Source organism: Vibrio sp. CB1-5, from assembly GCF_059412285.1.
The window spans coordinates 215,245-231,516 of sequence record NZ_JBJHPB010000005.1; the positions used below are offsets into that span (position 1 = coordinate 215,245).

At 48.0% G+C, this 16,272-nt stretch carries 17 protein-coding genes; 9 read left to right on the forward strand and 8 right to left on the reverse strand.

Going from position 1 to position 16,272, the window contains the following annotated elements:
* Nucleotides 1-52: 52 nt before the first annotated feature.
* The 3 genes from hutG to hutC form a co-directional block, all read right to left on the reverse strand.
* Nucleotides 53-1,060 (reverse strand): formimidoylglutamase, encoded by a 1,008-nt coding sequence (gene hutG / locus ACJB0T_RS05860; protein ID WP_479292655.1) that lies wholly within the window; start codon nucleotides 1,058-1,060, stop codon nucleotides 53-55.
* Nucleotides 1,050-2,282, reverse strand: coding sequence for an imidazolonepropionase (hutI, locus tag ACJB0T_RS05865; RefSeq protein WP_479292656.1), 1,233 nt, complete (start codon nucleotides 2,280-2,282; stop codon nucleotides 1,050-1,052). Before hutI ends, hutG begins: the two co-directional genes overlap by 11 nt.
* A gap of 204 nt (nucleotides 2,283-2,486) precedes the next feature.
* Nucleotides 2,487-3,197: a histidine utilization transcriptional repressor HutC gene (gene hutC, locus ACJB0T_RS05870; RefSeq protein WP_479292658.1), complete on the reverse strand. Its 711-nt coding sequence runs from the start codon at nucleotides 3,195-3,197 to the stop codon at nucleotides 2,487-2,489.
* Between the two features lie 235 nt (nucleotides 3,198-3,432).
* Between hutC and ACJB0T_RS05875 the strand changes: the two genes are divergently transcribed.
* The 5 genes from ACJB0T_RS05875 to ACJB0T_RS05895 all read left to right on the forward strand — a co-directional run bounded on the left by ACJB0T_RS05875 (nucleotide 3,433) and on the right by ACJB0T_RS05895 (nucleotide 8,881).
* Nucleotides 3,433-4,047, forward strand: a complete 615-nt coding sequence (locus ACJB0T_RS05875) for a fumarylacetoacetate hydrolase family protein (protein WP_479292659.1) — start codon at nucleotides 3,433-3,435, stop codon at nucleotides 4,045-4,047.
* A 496-nt stretch (nucleotides 4,048-4,543) separates the two neighbouring features.
* Nucleotides 4,544-5,713, forward strand: a complete 1,170-nt coding sequence (gene coxB, locus ACJB0T_RS05880) for a cytochrome c oxidase subunit II (protein WP_479292661.1) — start codon at nucleotides 4,544-4,546, stop codon at nucleotides 5,711-5,713.
* Nucleotides 5,713-7,359: a cytochrome c oxidase subunit I gene (gene ctaD, locus ACJB0T_RS05885; RefSeq protein WP_479292663.1), complete on the forward strand. Its 1,647-nt coding sequence runs from the start codon at nucleotides 5,713-5,715 to the stop codon at nucleotides 7,357-7,359. Before coxB ends, ctaD begins: the two co-directional genes overlap by 1 nt.
* Nucleotides 7,360-7,371: 12 nt before the next feature.
* Nucleotides 7,372-8,007: a cytochrome c oxidase assembly protein gene (locus ACJB0T_RS05890; protein ID WP_112463082.1), complete on the forward strand. Its 636-nt coding sequence runs from the start codon at nucleotides 7,372-7,374 to the stop codon at nucleotides 8,005-8,007.
* Nucleotides 8,000-8,881 carry a cytochrome c oxidase subunit 3 gene (locus tag ACJB0T_RS05895; protein WP_479292665.1) on the forward strand — a complete coding sequence of 294 codons (882 nt, stop codon included), beginning with the start codon at nucleotides 8,000-8,002 and terminating at the stop codon, nucleotides 8,879-8,881. Before ACJB0T_RS05890 ends, ACJB0T_RS05895 begins: the two co-directional genes overlap by 8 nt.
* Before the next feature lie 46 nt (nucleotides 8,882-8,927).
* On the opposite strand, the gene ACJB0T_RS05900 is transcribed toward ACJB0T_RS05895, so the two are convergent.
* Nucleotides 8,928-9,152 carry a DUF2909 family protein gene (locus tag ACJB0T_RS05900; protein ID WP_042501704.1) on the reverse strand — a complete coding sequence of 75 codons (225 nt, stop codon included), beginning with the start codon at nucleotides 9,150-9,152 and terminating at the stop codon, nucleotides 8,928-8,930.
* Between ACJB0T_RS05900 and ACJB0T_RS05905 the strand changes: the two genes are divergently transcribed.
* From ACJB0T_RS05905 to cyoE, 4 genes are all read left to right on the forward strand, one after another.
* Nucleotides 9,151-9,984 carry an SURF1 family protein gene (locus tag ACJB0T_RS05905; RefSeq protein WP_479292667.1) on the forward strand — a complete coding sequence of 278 codons (834 nt, stop codon included), beginning with the start codon at nucleotides 9,151-9,153 and terminating at the stop codon, nucleotides 9,982-9,984. The genes ACJB0T_RS05900 and ACJB0T_RS05905 overlap by 2 nt on opposite strands.
* Before the next feature lie 10 nt (nucleotides 9,985-9,994).
* Nucleotides 9,995-10,591, forward strand: coding sequence for a redox-active disulfide-containing membrane protein (locus ACJB0T_RS05910; protein WP_479292668.1), 597 nt, complete (start codon nucleotides 9,995-9,997; stop codon nucleotides 10,589-10,591).
* An 84-nt stretch (nucleotides 10,592-10,675) separates the two neighbouring features.
* Entirely contained in the window at nucleotides 10,676-11,839 is a 1,164-nt protein-coding gene (locus tag ACJB0T_RS05915; RefSeq protein ID WP_479292670.1) for a COX15/CtaA family protein, read from the forward strand.
* Nucleotides 11,836-12,753 carry a heme o synthase gene (gene cyoE / locus ACJB0T_RS05920; RefSeq protein WP_479292672.1) on the forward strand — a complete coding sequence of 306 codons (918 nt, stop codon included), beginning with the start codon at nucleotides 11,836-11,838 and terminating at the stop codon, nucleotides 12,751-12,753. Before ACJB0T_RS05915 ends, cyoE begins: the two co-directional genes overlap by 4 nt.
* A gap of 31 nt (nucleotides 12,754-12,784) precedes the next feature.
* Here cyoE and ACJB0T_RS05925 read toward each other — a convergent pair whose 3' ends face one another.
* The 4 genes from ACJB0T_RS05925 to ACJB0T_RS05940 are packed head-to-tail and all read right to left on the reverse strand — an operon-like array spanning nucleotide 12,785 to nucleotide 16,114.
* Complete coding sequence (locus ACJB0T_RS05925; protein WP_479292673.1) at nucleotides 12,785-13,696, reverse strand: amino acid ABC transporter permease; 912 nt, start codon at nucleotides 13,694-13,696, stop codon at nucleotides 12,785-12,787.
* A 5-nt stretch (nucleotides 13,697-13,701) separates the two neighbouring features.
* Nucleotides 13,702-14,526, reverse strand: coding sequence for a transporter substrate-binding domain-containing protein (locus ACJB0T_RS05930; RefSeq protein WP_479292675.1), 825 nt, complete (start codon nucleotides 14,524-14,526; stop codon nucleotides 13,702-13,704).
* 41 nt (nucleotides 14,527-14,567) lie between these two features.
* Nucleotides 14,568-15,362 carry an amino acid ABC transporter permease gene (locus ACJB0T_RS05935; RefSeq protein WP_479292677.1) on the reverse strand — a complete coding sequence of 265 codons (795 nt, stop codon included), beginning with the start codon at nucleotides 15,360-15,362 and terminating at the stop codon, nucleotides 14,568-14,570.
* A complete protein-coding gene (locus tag ACJB0T_RS05940; RefSeq protein WP_479292679.1) occupies nucleotides 15,362-16,114 on the reverse strand; it encodes an amino acid ABC transporter ATP-binding protein in 753 nt (250 codons plus the stop codon). Before ACJB0T_RS05940 ends, ACJB0T_RS05935 begins: the two co-directional genes overlap by 1 nt.
* Nucleotides 16,115-16,272 lie beyond the last annotated feature (158 nt).

Consider the following 16,272-nt stretch of genomic DNA (forward strand, 5'->3'; position numbering starts at 1 on the left):
TAGCGCCCTTGTCATGGTTAATGGTCATGGTTTCTGGCAGAGGGTGTTTATGTTATTCGTTATCGGTTTTTGGTAGCTGTTTGGACATGGCAACCAAAATCTGCCAACACACTCTTGCGGCGAGTTTAGCGGTGCGGTTGTCTATGTCGTAATTCGGGTTATATTCTGCGATGTCAGCAAGCATTAACTTGTCACTGGCAACGATGGTGTTGAGCATGGGAATGAACTGTTCTAGGTTCATGCCAAATGAGGCAGGTGCGCTCACACCGGGCGCTAAGCTGGCGTTGAAAACATCAAGGTCGATAGTGAAATACAAGATGTCGACTTTATTGACGAAGCTTTGTAACTGAGCAATATGCGCGTGCATGGGACTATCGAACAGCTCGGTATCTGTGATGTATTGAACCCGCAAGCTATCGGCTTTATCAAACAGAGCCTGAGTGTTGCTTGTCTCGCTCACACCCAAGCAGAAATAATGGAAGTGCTGCCCAGTGGCATGGCAATGATCGGCGATTTGAGCAAATGGCGTTCCTGAGCTGGGTTTGAGGTCGATGTCCGTTGGTGCATTGTCATTGGATTGATATTCTCGAAGATCGAAGTGAGCATCGAAGTTGATGATGCCGATATTTGGTTTATCACTGGATTGAGAGACGAAGTCGGATAGTCCCTTAAAAGAAGACCAAGCAATCTCATGACCGCCACCTAACACCACCATTGGTCCATTGGACAGATGTTTAGTGATTGTTTCTGCGGCCTGTTTCTGATGAAGTTCTAGGTCATAGGACTCGGCTACAACATCACCTACATCAAGGATGACGTTATCTTGGTGCCAAGCGAGGTTTGCAAGTGCTGTGCGAATGGCATCTGGCCCTTGCTTGGCACCAACTCGTCCCTTGTTTCGCTTTACTCCTTCATCGGTGCAAAAACCCATGAGTTGAAGCTGTGGGCTGCGGCTTTGAGAACGTTGAACCACTTTATGATGCACGCGATGGCGTTTATCACCGTCTTCTCTGTCGTCACGACCAGTCCAATTGAAAGGATGTTGGTTGTTAGCGGACATCTTCGACGCTCCCCGCAATGATTCGCTTGCTCAGCCCACTCATGCCGAATTGGTAGCTAAGCTCGCTCGGGTGCTCGATGTCCCAAATAGCAAGATCGGCGCGAAAACCGGGTTTGATTTGACCGATGTTGCGGCCTTGACCAATGGCCTGTGCTGCATGGCACGTAACGCCTCGCAGGCTTTCTTCTGGTGTTAGGCGGAATAAAGTGCAAGCCATATTCATCGTCAGTTGCAGGTTGGCAAAGGGTGAGGTTCCGGGATTAAGGTCGCTACCTATGGCCATGGGCACCTTTGCCGCTCGTAGACTGTCGATTGGCGGCTGTTTTGTTTCTCGCAAGAAATAGAACGCGCCCGGCAATAAGGTGGCGATTGTTCCACTGTTGGATAACGCATCGACGCCGGCGTCATCCAAGTATTCGATATGATCAACGGATAGCGCATTAAACTCAGCCGCTAGTGCACTGCCACCTAGGTTACTTAGCTGTTCGGTATGCCCTTTAATCGCGAGACCGTTTTGTTTTGCAGCCAGAAAAACACGTTTCGTCTGCTGGAGATTGAAACCGACGGATTCACAAAAAACATCAACAGCGTCAGCGAGTTGATGCTTTGCGACATGAGGGATGATGGTCTCTGTGACGTAATCAATATAATCATCGGCGCGGTCGCGATACTCCGGCGGTACTGTGTGTGCGGCAAGAAGGGTTGTGGTGATATTGACTCGGCGATGATTCTCCAGCGCTTTTGCTGCAAGCAGCATCTTCACTTCATCATCGAGAGTCAACCCGTACCCTGACTTAACTTCGATAGTCGTGCAGCCACTGCGAATAAGACTATCAAGCCTTGGAAGAGCCAGTTCAACAAGTTCTTCAATCGTCGCTTCCCGTGTTGCTCTAACCGTACTGTTGATACCGCCACCACTCTGAGCTATCGCTTCATACGACATGCCATTTAGACGATTTTCAAATTCTTCAGCTCGACTTCCTGCGAAGATCAAATGAGTGTGAGGGTCAATTAATCCCGGAGTGACGACTTTACCTTTGCAATCCAAGGTCGGCACATCGTCGGTGATGTCATGGTGTAGGGTATCTAATGAGTGGATGTCGCTAAGGATCGCCTTAACGTAGCCACCTCGAATGACTACAGTGCAAGGCTTAGAGGGCAGATAACCAAGTGCGCCCGGCTCCATAGTCACGAGGCGGGCGTTAGTAAGGATCAGATTCATAACTTCGCTCTGTTTTATTGTATATACAAATAAATAGTTGAATATATACAATTGATCAAGTGCGAGTGGTTGAAATGTGATCAGGATAGACCTGAGGAGGTGCGTGTTACTTAAATAGGAAAGCGTGATTAGCTGGTACAAGAATGACGATCCAAGACGGCTCGTCAATTAGTACGGTCGTTTTAAAAGATGAAAGTAGAGAGGTTATAATTCTACTTTTGAACTGAGCTGATATCGACTACCCGGATGATACAACAGTGCGGTACTGATGAGCTTGTCTTCACTCCAGGTTCGACGGTGCAACAGCAGGCATGGCTCAGTGGAGGCCATCTCAAGTAAGCGGGCGATGTGTTCACCACACGTAATGGCCTCAACGGTATGCTCAACGGCCGTCATTGGGCAGTTTGCGGTTAAATACTCGTTGGGTGTGGTTTGAGTAAAATCCTGCCGGTGGTATTTAGGTGCGTATTTGGCGTTAACCCAGCGACATTCTAGTTGGATTGGCTTGTCGTTTTCTTTATGGAGAATTTCGCTGTAGTAGACGGCACTGCCAAGCATCACACCGAGCTTAGTCGCAATCAGCTGATCCGCTTTGGTTGCTTCATGTCGAACCACCTCACTGGAATACTGTTTACCGCGAGCGGCCACTTCTTTGGCGATGTTGCGAGTATCGAGAAGAGGCGACTGGGCTTTTTCTGCTGGGCTTGTTACAAAAGTACCTAGTCGAGGGCGACGCTCGAGTTTCCCTTCACCGACGAGATCGCGAATCGCCTTATTGACGGTCATGCGGCTCACAGCAAACTGTTTTGTAAGCTCCATTTCGGTCGAAATTCGCTCACCAACCGACCATACGCCTTGGTCTATTCGGTCTTCAATATACTGTTTGATCTGAATATATAGCGGCTCTTGGGACATCAATGTCTAAATCCATTTATTTGAATATACAAATGGTCATTGAATTTGCATGAAAATGCAAGGCATCACATCATTTATCACTGTTTTTGCGGGTTTGAGCCTGTTTGGTTCCACTTAGAGCAAAAGCAGATCTTGACCTCAAGTTTGATATTTTCTCTGTTAAATCATCAGTCCGTCACTTAACTTCGGGTAAAATGGCCAGTTCGTTTACAAAGGAATGGGGCAAGGAAGAGTAATGAAATCGGTTGTAGTTGGTGATGAAACGTTTTATCCCTCGAAAATTCTATGCGTTGGCCGAAACTACGTTGAGCATATCCGTGAACTAGGCAATGAAGTTCCCGAAAATATGGTGGTGTTCAACAAACCTAACTCGAGCATAGCGACCGATCTGCATTCTTTCCTTGACGAACCACTGCATTATGAAGCAGAAATCTGTTTTCTAGTCCGCGACAAACAGCTCTATGCCGTTGGCTTTGGACTTGATCTAACCAAGCGTGGTTTGCAGTCGACGTTAAAATCAAAAGGCTTACCTTGGGAACGCGCCAAAGCGTTTAATCATTCTGCAAAGTTCAGCCGATTTGTGCCGCTAGACGATATGAATATCGATGATCTTGAAGTTGAGCTGTTTATCAACAGCATGCGAATGCAGCTTGGCTCAACAACACAGATGCTTTATAAACCTGACGTTATTCTGAGTGAGCTCAACACCTATACCCACCTTGAAGACGGCGACATCGTCATGACAGGTACACCACAAGGCGTGGGCGAAATTGTCGCTGGCGACCGATTCCTTGGCCGTATCAAGCACCAAGGGAAAGCGATCATTGAAGTTGAGTGGGTGGCTGCTTAACCGTCAACGAGCTTCACATGTTGGAAAATAACGCCACTGGAGATAGATCGCTTTCTATCTCTAGTTTATCTATGGATTACGTAGAATCCAAAACCGCAATTTGTCAAAATTTTCATCCTCGTCGTCTCCGCTTCCCTCACAAAAATTCGCTGATTATTTTTCTTCTTGCGGATCTGGAAATCCGTTACTAGCATTTAGTTAACAAAAATATAACAAATTGTTTCTAGTTGTATTTAACTGATACCGGACTCAATAAGTAAGTGGTCAGTGAGCAGTTTTGACCGTTTACTTGTGTAGTTTGGCTTTACTTTTTGGACTCATGAAAGAGTCGAAAAACCTAGTTGGTCTTCGCTTATCGTCGTCGAATCACAGCTTGTTGGGTTTTGATTACGGACTTGTACCATCCTGGAGAGTTTGATCACTTTTCAGACGTGCTTGGTACAAGTCATAGGGGAACCACGTCAGGATAGACGTGGCTAGGCAAAGGAGAAATCTTTTGAAGAGATTGCTGACCGTTCACACTGGAACTGGTTTGGCGACTACGCTCGTCAGCCAACCTCTCTTCGCGGAGTCGAGCAAGTATAATTTGACTCGCGGGGTTACTGATATCAGTAACCAAGTGTATGACCTACATATGCTCATTTTCTACATCTGTTGTGCCATCGCAGCAGTTGTATTTGGGGTGATGTTTTACTCTATTTTCAAGCATCGTAAGTCCAAAGGCGCGGTAGCCGCTAACTTCCACGAAAGCACCAAGGTGGAAGTGGTTTGGACTGTTATCCCCGTCATTATCCTCATATTGATGGCGATTCCCGCAACCAAGACTTTGGTTGCGATGGAAGATACGTCCCAATCAGAAATTACCATCAAAATTACTGGCTCACAGTGGAAATGGCACTACGCCTACTTTGGCGAAGATGTTGAATTCTTCTCACTAATGTCCACGTCGCAACAGCAGATTGATGGTGTTGAAGAAAAAGGTGCCCATTATCTTCTAGAAGTCGATAACCCGCTTGTTGTGCCAATCGGTAAAAAGATCCGTTTCTTAATGACCTCCGATGACGTGATTCACTCATGGTGGGTACCGGCTTTTGCGGTAAAAAAAGATACTATTCCGGGCTTTATCAACGAAGCGTGGACAAAAATCGATGAGCCCGGTGTCTATCGTGGTCAATGTGCGGAGCTTTGCGGCAAAGCACATGGCTTCATGCCGATAGTGGTTCAAGCCATGGCTCAAGATGACTACGACGTTTGGCTGACAGGTAAGAAAGAAGAGATGGCGCTCGCTAAAGCAGAAGCGGCCAAAGCATTGGATGCAACGTTATCGATTGAAGAGCTATTGACCACGGGCGAGCGCGTCTATGCCTCCCGATGCGCAGTGTGTCATCAGGCCAACGGTCAAGGATTGCCTGGCGCTTTCCCAGCGATTGCAGGGGCGGAAGTGGCGACGTCGGGACCTATTGATACTCACATTAGCAAAATCGTTGATGGTGTGGCAGGGACAGCCATGCAGTCGTTCGCCAATCAGTTAACCGATAAAGAAATCGCCGCAGTGATTACTTACCAACGCAATGCTTGGGGTAACAATACCGGCGATGTGGTTCAGGCATCGGATATCAACAGCTACAAAACTCAGGAAGCGGAGCCAAGCTCCAAGGAGTTATGATGAAAACGGATCCAATGGAAAAAGTGAAAGCATCGGCGGTGACTGATGCGGACATGAGCCGAGCAAACAGCACGGCAGTCATCGAAGACGATCATCATCATGATCACGCGCCATCAGGTTGGCAGCGCTGGGTATACTCCACCAGTCACAAAGACATCGGCACCCTATATTTGTGGTTTAGCTTTATCATGTTCCTGACAGGCGGGGCGATGGCCATGGTCATCCGTGCTGAGCTGTTCCAGCCAGGTCTCCAATTGGTTGAACCAAATTTTTTCAACCAAATGACTACAGTTCATGGTTTGATCATGGTGTTCGGTGCGGTTATGCCGGCATTTACCGGATTGGCAAACTGGATGGTACCTTTGATGATTGGCGCGCCAGATATGGCTTTGCCACGAATGAATAACTTAAGTTTCTGGATCTTACCGTTCGCGTTTCTGATCTTAATTGCGTCACTATTCATGCCCGGTGGTGGTCCGAACTTCGGTTGGACTTTCTACGCACCGTTGTCCACAACCTATGCCCCAGACAGCACCGCGCTTTTCGTATTCTCGGTACACATCATGGGTATCAGCTCGATTATGGGGGCAATCAATGTCATCGTAACTATTTTCAACATGCGCGCGCCAGGCATGACGCTGATGAAAATGCCTTTGTTTGTTTGGACTTGGCTCATTACTGCGTTCCTACTTATTGCCGTCATGCCGGTGTTGGCGGGGGCGGTGACCATGGTATTGACGGATAAGTACTTTGGAACCAGCTTCTTTGATGCGGCGGGTGGTGGTGATCCTGTGATGTTCCAGCATATTTTCTGGTTCTTTGGGCACCCAGAAGTGTACATCATGATTTTGCCATCCTTCGGTATTATCTCTGCCATTGTCCCGGCGTTTAGCGGCAAAAAGCTATTTGGCTACCATTCCATGGTTTACGCGACCTGTAGTATCGCATTGCTGTCGTTCCTTGTGTGGGCACACCATATGTTTACCACAGGCATGCCGGTGTTTGCGGAACTGTTCTTTATGTACTGCACCATGCTGATAGCGGTGCCGACAGGGGTGAAAGTGTTTAACTGGGTGGCGACCATGTGGCGCGGTGCGCTCACGTTTGAAACGCCCATGTTGTTTGCCATCGCCTTCATTGTGCTGTTCACGATAGGCGGATTCTCAGGGCTTATGTTGGCGATTGTGCCAGCGGACTTCCAGTACCACGATACCTACTTCGTGGTCGCGCACTTCCACTATGTACTGGTGTCGGGCGCCGTGTTCTCGATTATGGCGGCGGCCTATTACTGGTTACCGAAATGGACCGGCAATATGTATGACCACAAGCTAAGTCTGTGGCATTTCTGGTGTTCGGTCATTTCGGTTAATGTGCTGTTCTTCCCAATGCACTTCTTGGGTCTCGCGGGGATGCCGCGCCGTATTCCGGACTACGCGATTCAGTTTGCCGACGTGAACCAAATTGTCTCTATCGGTGGCTTTGCGTTTGGATTATCCCAGCTCATTTTCCTTTGGTTGGTGATTAAATGCATCAAAGGAGGCGACAAAGCCGAGGCTAAACCTTGGGAGCGCGCAGAAGGCTTAGAGTGGACAGTACCAAGCCCAGCTCCACACCATACCTTCACCACACCACCTAAGATCGACTAAAGGAAGGTTGCTATGGATAGCGAAACCAGAAAATCAAACCGAAAACTCGTGGGGTGGCTAGGCGTGGCCGTTGTGGCGATGTTTGGTTTTGGTTTCGCTTTGGTGCCTCTTTACGACATTATGTGTGAAGCGTTAGGCATTAATGGCAAAACCAATACCGAGTCAGCGGTACAACCCATAGGTATGCGGGCGGACATAACTCGCACTATAAGGGTTGAGTTTATGGCGCACGTTAATCCGGACATGCCTTGGGCTTTTAAACCAGAGAAAATGTCGTTAGATGTTCACCCGGGCGAAGTGATTCAGACAGCCTACTTTGCGCACAATCAATCTAACCAATCACTTATTGGTCAGGCGGTACCGTCAGTGTCTCCGGGCACTGGGGCAACCTATTTTAATAAAATTGAATGTTTCTGTTTTAACCATCAACCATTAGAAGGTAAGGGTAAGGCGGAAATGCCGCTGATCTTCTACATTGAGCCTGACATTCCAGATTCAATCCACACCCTGACCCTTTCTTACACTTTGTATAACATCACGAGCAGCGCCGCTACCGACGGTGCCGTTCTAGAGATCTCTCGTGCACAGGTCGGTAGTAGCAGTCGTCGCGCACTCGAATTTCCAACATCGGAGATAAGCTATGAGTAAAGCTCAAACTTATTATGTTCCGGCGCAGAGTAGTTGGCCCATTGTTGGGGCTGTGGCGCTGTTTCTTGTCGCCGTCGGCGCGGGACTAACCGTCCAAAATCTTGATAGCGGTGGGGCAGGCAGTGTCATTGGTGGCGTTGTGCTAGCGCTTGGTGTTGCGGTGCTGATTTATATGTTTTATGGATGGATGAGCAATGTGATCTCTGAGTCTATGTCTGGACTCTATTCAGACCAACTCTCACGCTCATTCAAGCAAGGGATGAGCTGGTTTATCTTCTCTGAGGTGATGTTCTTTGGCGCGTTTTTTGGAGCTCTGTTTTACGCGCGAATGATTTCAGTTCCGTGGCTTGCTGGTGCCGATAATAATGTGATGACTCATGAGGTGTTATGGCCAGCTTTTGAAGCGATTTGGCCTTTAACACTAACGCCAGATGGGACAACAACTCAAGCAATGCCTTGGCAAGGTCTGCCACTGCAAAACACCGTGATTTTGTTGTTGTCTTCTATCACGCTTCATATGGCTCATGTCAGCCTAGAGAAAAACCACCGTACAGCGCTCATCGTTTGGCTTGAGCTAACCATAGTGCTTGCTGTGTTTTTCTTGTATTTCCAAGCCGTTGAGTATGCTCATGCCTATCAAGACATGGGGCTAACACTTCAGTCCGGTATCTACGGCAACACCTTCTTCATGCTCACCGGCTTTCACGGACTACACGTGTTTATCGGAACCGTGTTCTTGATTGTATTGCTGTTCCGAATAGCAAAAGACCATTTCACACCGAAAGATCATTTTGGTTTCCAAGCGGGGAGTTGGTATTGGCACTTCGTGGATGTGGTATGGCTGTGTTTGTTTGTATTTGTCTACGTATTGTAAAGGCATGAGCCCCAGCTGCCAAAAGCGCTGGGGTAGTAATTACTCACTAATAAGGTCGGGGGTTAGGCGTTAAAAAACCACTTTGAAGCGCGATGATGAGAAGAATAATGACGATCGCGGAGAACAGAACACGGCGGCCAAGATAATAACTCATTGGTTTTTCAGAAGAAGGGTCGTCGCGCACCATTCGAATTAGGGCAAGCGCTAAGTTAAAGATAATGAAGAGTAACAGCAGTACTAAAGCAATCTTAAACAACAGTGTGGGTGACATGGATACTCCTCATGTTCGTTTTTACCAAACCACTAAGTTTTGGGTGGGGTTGGTATTAACTGTGGTTGTGTTTTCATCATTGGTCAAATTAGGACTGTGGCAAAAGCAGCGTGGCAATGAAAAAGTGACTTTAGAACAGTCGCTTGCCTTACGAACTGAGCAGCCTCCGGTCGCTTTATCCTCTCTAGACTTGCCGCTGGCTCACCACGGTGACCATAACTATCAACGTTGGATTGCGGTACCAGTGAGCGCTCACTTAACACCTGAGCCGATTTTGTTCTTTCTTGATAACCAAACCTTTGATGGCAAAGTCGGTTACTTAGTGCTGCAACTGATGCGCGACATTGAGAAAACGCAGCAGAGCTATCTAGTCGAACTCGGTTTTGTGGCTGGCGGTTTAGATCGTCAAACTCTGCCAAGCCTTTCTGCTTTATTGGAGCCGATGACGTTTAGTGGGCGCTTATACAAGAAAATGGACAGTCCCTTGGGATCAGAGCTTTACACCGAGCGTTTTGACTCAGCGTCAACACAGCAATATCGAATCCAACACCTGAATACAGCGCAGATTAGTGAGCTTGTGGGTGCTGAGCTGTCGGCTTGGGTGGTTCAACCAACGGATACGTTGACGGCCTACCCTCACCCTTGGAAACCGGTATCAATGAATTCAGCCAAACATTTCGGCTATTCATTTCAATGGTTCACTATGGCAGCGGTGTTTGCAGTCGTTGTCTTAATCGCATTCTGGCGTAGCTGTTTTCAACCAAAGAAAAATTTGCAGCCGAAGAGAAAGTTGGCTTCAAAGCGTGAAAAACATACCAAGTCTGACGAATAAACGAGGTTAGATGATGAGCAGTAAATTAGAGACAACAAGAACAGTATCATCAGACGCTACGCCGACTGCGTCTTCAGTGAGACGCGGTCGCCTAACATTAATGGCGCTCATCGTGTTTTTTGCACTGCCTTTCATTATTGCAAAGGCCATCTTGAGTAATCATTGGTATGAATCCGGTGTGACTAACCATGGCATGCTCGTTGAGCCAAGAGTGACGTTTGAGTTTCTCGATGTGGTGAATCCACTGCAAGCGAAGAGCTGGCAACTCGGCTTTATGTTACCCGCGGATTGCAATGATGCGTGTATCAACCGCCTCTATATCATGGGGCAAACCTATTTAGCCTTAGGTAAATACAAAGAACGAGTCGCCCCTGTGGTCTACGTAATGCCAGACCAAGTGCTGCCGGAGTTACCTGAATCTCTCAGCGTAGTGACGGTCAATGCGGCTTTTGCCGACGTAGTGCCGGAGCAGGGATATTTGATTGCCGATACCCTAGGTCAACTGGTGATGTTCTTTCCACCAACTACAGAAGATAAGCAAGTTGCGCACAGTAAGGGGCTGCTTTCGGATCTCAGAAAGCTATTGAAGTTATCACGAGTCGGTTAGACGCATGAAAGGTGCGCAATGTTTGCAAATAGATAGGTAGTAAATCGATATGCAGTAAGTCGATAGTCACAGCAAGGAGTCGCTATGGGATTGATCAACTTAGTCAGAGCTTCATTGGTGTTTACGGTCATCGTGATTGCCATGGGCGCTTATACACGATTGGCCGATGCGGGATTAGGTTGTCCGGACTGGCCTGGCTGCTATGGACAATTGACCGTGCCCAGCTCCAAGGTAGCCGTGGAAGTCGCGAACACGCTGTATCCAGAGAGAGCTGTTGAGCCCAACAAAGCGTGGCTAGAGATGATTCATCGATATTTAGCGGGCGGCCTAGGGCTAATGGTGTTTGCGATCACCACTATTGGTTTATCTAAGAAGCGAAGGGAACTAGGCATCGCGCTGCCAATCTCTCTGTCATTAGTGATAGTGTTTCAAGCGGCACTGGGTATGTGGACCGTGACGCTCAAACTCATGCCGATCGTAGTGATGGGTCACCTGCTCGGTGGCTTTACCATGTTCTCTTTGCTGCTTTTCACCTACTTAAAGTTAAGGCCAAAGGTTGAGGTTCGCCGTGCTAACAGTGCCGATGAAGCCTGCAACGCTGACAAGGCATTTGAGCCTAAAGTCGTCGATAAGCCCGCAACACAAACATTGCCGACGCTGGTTAGTTCACGTCTGAAAATACTCGCGTTGGTCGCGCTGTTTGTAACGGTGTTGCAGATCATGTTGGGTGGATGGACATCGTCGAATTATGCTGCGGTGGTGTGTACCGCATTGCCTATCTGTGAAGGGAATTGGACGCAGTTCTTGGATTTCAAAACCGCCTTTACTCCGGTTCACTTCGGATTTGATGACTACGAATTTGGTGTGCTTGAGTATCCTGCAAGGATGACTATTCACGTGACTCATCGAATCGGCGCGATTGTCGTTGCGCTTGTGGTCGGTCTGTTGGCATTTAGGTTATGGCGCTATCCACATCCAGCGATACGTAAAGTGGGGGTTACCTTAGCCGCGCTTTTGACACTCCAACTGCTGTTAGGGCTTAGCAACGTTGTATTCCACCTTCCGCTGCCTGTAGCTGTACTGCACAATCTTGGCGCGGCCTTTTTACTGCTATCGCTTATTCACACTAACTACGTATTGCATAGCGCGCGCTATGTGCGAATCGAAAAACCAACATTGACCATTGTTGAAGCCAACAGCCAAGTTGCTGCCCTCAAAGTGTCTGGAGACAAGGAGAGTTCTCTATGAGTAAAACGACGATTATTAGCAATCGCGAGGTGAGCTCAGCCTCCAAACCCGCAATCAACTGGCGCGTTTATCTCACGTTAACCAAGCCTAAAGTGGTTGCGTTAATGATTCTAACCGCCCTAGTAGGGATGTGCCTTGCGGTGCCGGGAGCACTGCCTGTGCAAGCCAGTATCCTGGGTTTAATCGGTATTGCGCTGATGGCGGGCTCGGCAGCCGCATTTAACCACCTGATTGATCGCCGTATCGACGCCATTATGGCGCGTACCCACAAACGCCCTTTACCGTCTGGTGACCTAAGTGCTGGCAAGGTAATGGCGTTTGCCAGTGGCATAGGTATAGCAGGCTTTGCCGTGTTAGCACTTGGCGTAAACTGGCTAACGGCTTGGTTAACATTTGCAAGTTTGCTTGGCTATGCGGTGGTGTATACCTTGTATTTGAAACGTGCAACGCCGCAAAATATCGTTATTGCCGGGATTGCTGGTGCCATGCCGCCGCTATTGGGCTGGACGGCAGTGACGGGAGAACTACATGCCAATGCGTGGCTTTTGGTTATGATCATCTTCATCTGGACTCCGCCACATTTTTGGGCACTAGCGATACATCGAAAAGACGACTATGCCAAGGCTGACATTCCAATGCTGCCAGTAACACATGGGGTGGAGTACACGAAAACGTCTATCTTGCTGTACACAATTCTATTGGCGTTAGTGTGCTTGATGCCCGCTCTGGTTGGGATGACGGGATTGGTCTATTTGGCTGGTTCAACCTTTTTGAGTGCTGGGTTTATCTACTATGCGTGGAAGCTTAAAGTCGCCGCAACAGAGAAAACTGCAATGGAGACCTTTAAGTTCTCTATCATTCATTTGATGGTGCTGTTTGTTCTACTGCTTGTTGACCATTACATGCCAGTCTAATCATTAACGATCTACCGTTAATTAGCAAAGCCTATCTCTGCTGGCTTTCAAGGCGTCGAAACAGCAGGGATAGCGCTAGGCAAAGTAAGAAGTAGCACAAGCCAACAATGAGCCAGATTTCAAATATAAGCCCTGAAGAGTTAGCAATTTCTGTACCGACAAACGTCATTTCCTGTATAGAGATTAGCGAGACGATAGAGGTATCTTTAACGAGAGAAATCGCTTGTCCTGCCAGTGCGGGAGCGACCGCTGTAAGCACTTGTGGCGCTATGACATCTCTATATTGGTGCCAGGTCGACAAGCCCAACGACTGACCCGCCTCCCATTGTCCTTTTGGGATAGAAGCCAGGCCTGCGCGAATGATTTCCGCCACATAAGCCGACGACAGAAGTCCGATACAGATAACGCCTGAAAGTAGGTTTTCCCATAATGAGCTAGGTCCAAACAAAAACGCCTGCCAACCCGAGATCTCACCGCTATAGCCACGAAGCACATCACTGAGCCCTAGTAATGGGATCAACTGATTCGAAATGAAAAAGTAAAAAATGAAGATAAACACTAGGGGTGGAATATTTCGAACCAACTGGATAAATAGATTAGCGGGGATGCTAAACACGGCCAACGCTGAGTGTTTCGCTAGGCCAAGTAAGGTGCCTAACGTTACGGCTAGCAGCATGCCCCACACGCTGAGTCTCAGTGTGGCAATAATGCCTTGGACAAAATAGGGCAACCCTCCGTTTGCGGTCGGGTTAAACACCAACTCAAACGCCTGACTCCAGCGCCAGTGATAGTTGATTCCAATGGATGAACGGTACGCCAGCCAGGCAACAAGCCCCACCACCGCGAGCAGTAATACGCCATCGAGCAGGGTAGGACGCCATCGCTTTGCTGGTGATGGGTGTTTCTTATCGGAATTCAATTTGATTGAGTTGGTATTGCTCATTGTAATTATTGTCCGCCAGCGATTTGGTCTTGCCAATCTAGGGTAGAGAACCAGTATTCATAGCGCTCTTTTAGCCAACCATCATCGGTTCTTGCTTGGATCCACTTATCGAAGAAGGCTTTTTTGTCTTCTTCACCTAGACGCACAGCGAACGCTTCGTTTCCTTTAGAGAGACGCTCGCTAAACGGAATAAATAACGCATCTGCATGTTTAACCGCTTCATGTTCGGGTTTCGGACTAGAGGCAATCACTGCGTGGGCGTTACCGTTAAGGACTTCTTGGAACGCTTGTGCGTCGTCGTCAAACTGTAGAACTTTCGCTTTAGGGAAGGTTTCACGAGCCACTTGCACGGTGAAGGCGCCGCGGCGAGCTGCGATTTTTACGCGGCGTGAGTCAAAGTCTTCAATCTTAGAAAAATCGCCAGCCAATGCTTTGCTTGCCGCTACTTGAACACCTGAGTGTGAGTAAGGTGTGGTAAACAACACGCTCTTTGAGCGCTCTGGCGTGACAGACATACCGCCGATAATAACGTCGAATTTTTGAGAAAGCAGAGCAGGGATGATGCCATCCCACGCAGTAGGAACAAACTCAACTTTCCAACCTGAATCTTCTGCGAGTCGTTTCGCTACATCGATTTCAAAGCCAATAAGTTCGCCTTGCTGGTCACGCATAGCCCAAGGCACGAACGTTGACATGCCAACACGCAATGTACCGCGTTCGTTGATTTTATCGAGGTTAGGTGTCTCGCTGGCCGCGGCGCCAAAAGAGACCGCAAGGCCAATTGCGACGGTACTGGCTGCTTTTACTAGATGTTTGAGTGTCCTTTTCATGGGGTGACTCCTTGTTAGTAAATCATGGTTAGCATAGAGAATTATGACCGCTTCTCTTGACTTAAACGATATTCAAGCCAGGCAGAGAAACCAGACAGGGTGAGCGTTAACACGAGGTAAATCGCGGCAACAGTAAACCAAATTTCAAATGGCATCGCGGTTTCAGCCACGATGTTACGCCCCTCGGTAGTGAGGTCGAAAATTGCCATCACACTGACGATGGATGAGTTTTTAATTAACGAGACGACTTCGTTGGTCAGCGGCGGTAGTGTGCGTCGCACCACTTGCGGCAATATCACATCATAGTAGGTAGAAAAACGAGATAGACCTACAGAGCGACAGGCTTCGAATTGACCCTTTGGAACGCTGTTCAGGCCTGCTCGGAGAATTTCCGCCGTGTAGGCGCCTTGGAATAGTGCTAAGGCAAATACAGCAGTGGAGAATCGGTCTAAACCGATGATGGGGCCAAAGACAAAATACAGAAGATAGATTTGTACCAATAGTGGCGTATTTCGTATGCCTTCCACATAGCAATGGGCGATAGCGCGGCCTACTACCGAATTAGAGGTTTTTAACAGCGCGGTAATGAGGCCGAACAGTAAGGTAAACAGTAACGCCAACGCGCTCAGTTTGATGGTGACAATCAGGCCTTCTAAAAGCTCTGCTGGCCACCACTCACCATCTTCATAGAATGCTAGATAGTCCGGCACTCGCTCCCATTGCCAGCGATAGCCCATGGCCTCAGCACCATTGTTAAGTAGCCAAGCTAATGCGATCGCAACCAGCGCGATTTGTAGGATTGCTGATAGTACGGGCTTAATAATCTTGAATATCATCAGTGATTTAAGATCTTGTCCAAAAATGCCTTAGTACGTGGGTGTTGCGGGGCGTCGAATATTTGGCTCGGCGGTGCCGATTCTAAAATTTGCCCTTCATCCATGAAAATTACATTGTGTGCCACTCGCTTGGCAAAGCCCATTTCGTGGGTGACGCATAGCATGGTCATGCCTTCTTCAGCCAGCTCAACCATAACGTTGAGCACTTCGCTGATCATCTCAGGATCGAGCGCTGACGTTGGTTCGTCGAAAAGTAGAATATCGGGTTTCATGCACAGAGAGCGCGCAATGGCAACGCGCTGTTGCTGGCCGCCAGAAAGTTGAGAAGGATACTTCCCGGCTTGCTCAGCAATTTTCACTCGTTCAAGCATCTCCATAGCGCGAGATTCCGCTTGCTGTTTTGAAAGTTTAAGCGTGCGTATTGGCGAAAGTGTCAGGTTTTCAAGCACAGTAAGGTGTGGGAAAAGGTTGAAGTGTTGAAATACCATGCCGACTTGACCGGGTTGAATACTCTTTGAGTTCACATCATGACCAAGTACTTGGATATCACCGGAGTTGTAGGCTTCTAAACCGTTGATACAACGGATCAACGTAGATTTACCTGAGCCAGAAGGACCGCAAATCACGACGATTTCGCCTTGTTTGACTTCTAACTGGATAGAGTTCAGAGCTTGAAAGTCTCCAAACCACTTATTGACGTCGTTAAATTGTACTGCGTTCACGTGGAACCCATTGTTTTTGTTATTTCTCATAACATTAGCAATATCGATACTGCATCACAACACTGAAAATTAAAAAGCGGGAAAGATATCCGATACTCGCTCGCTTTAGGCGTGATGAAAAGACGAGATACCAAAAAGGCGCGGTGTGCGTCTTTTGTATTCTTATATCCGCTTTAGATTCGCTAACC

Bases quoted from the DNA above. Each gene is read 5' to 3' on its own strand.
- hutG (WP_479292655.1), bottom strand. From the start codon at position 1,060: ATGTCCGCTAACAACCAACATCCTTTCAATTGGACTGGTCGTGACGAC.
- hutI (WP_479292656.1), bottom strand. From the start codon at position 2,282: ATGAATCTGATCCTTACTAACGCCCGCCTCGTGACTATGGAGCCGGGC.
- hutC (WP_479292658.1), bottom strand. From the start codon at position 3,197: ATGTCCCAAGAGCCGCTATATATTCAGATCAAACAGTATATTGAAGAC.
- ACJB0T_RS05875 (WP_479292659.1), top strand. From the start codon at position 3,433: ATGAAATCGGTTGTAGTTGGTGATGAAACGTTTTATCCCTCGAAAATT.
- ctaD (WP_479292663.1), top strand. From the start codon at position 5,713: ATGAAAACGGATCCAATGGAAAAAGTGAAAGCATCGGCGGTGACTGAT.
- ACJB0T_RS05890 (WP_112463082.1), top strand. From the start codon at position 7,372: ATGGATAGCGAAACCAGAAAATCAAACCGAAAACTCGTGGGGTGGCTA.
- ACJB0T_RS05895 (WP_479292665.1), top strand. From the start codon at position 8,000: ATGAGTAAAGCTCAAACTTATTATGTTCCGGCGCAGAGTAGTTGGCCC.
- ACJB0T_RS05905 (WP_479292667.1), top strand. From the start codon at position 9,151: ATGGATACTCCTCATGTTCGTTTTTACCAAACCACTAAGTTTTGGGTG.
- ACJB0T_RS05900 (WP_042501704.1), bottom strand. From the start codon at position 9,152: ATGTCACCCACACTGTTGTTTAAGATTGCTTTAGTACTGCTGTTACTC.
- ACJB0T_RS05910 (WP_479292668.1), top strand. From the start codon at position 9,995: ATGATGAGCAGTAAATTAGAGACAACAAGAACAGTATCATCAGACGCT.
- ACJB0T_RS05915 (WP_479292670.1), top strand. From the start codon at position 10,676: ATGGGATTGATCAACTTAGTCAGAGCTTCATTGGTGTTTACGGTCATC.
- cyoE (WP_479292672.1), top strand. From the start codon at position 11,836: ATGAGTAAAACGACGATTATTAGCAATCGCGAGGTGAGCTCAGCCTCC.
- ACJB0T_RS05925 (WP_479292673.1), bottom strand. From the start codon at position 13,696: ATGAGCAATACCAACTCAATCAAATTGAATTCCGATAAGAAACACCCA.
- ACJB0T_RS05930 (WP_479292675.1), bottom strand. From the start codon at position 14,526: ATGAAAAGGACACTCAAACATCTAGTAAAAGCAGCCAGTACCGTCGCA.
- ACJB0T_RS05935 (WP_479292677.1), bottom strand. From the start codon at position 15,362: ATGATATTCAAGATTATTAAGCCCGTACTATCAGCAATCCTACAAATC.
- ACJB0T_RS05940 (WP_479292679.1), bottom strand. From the start codon at position 16,114: ATGAGAAATAACAAAAACAATGGGTTCCACGTGAACGCAGTACAATTT.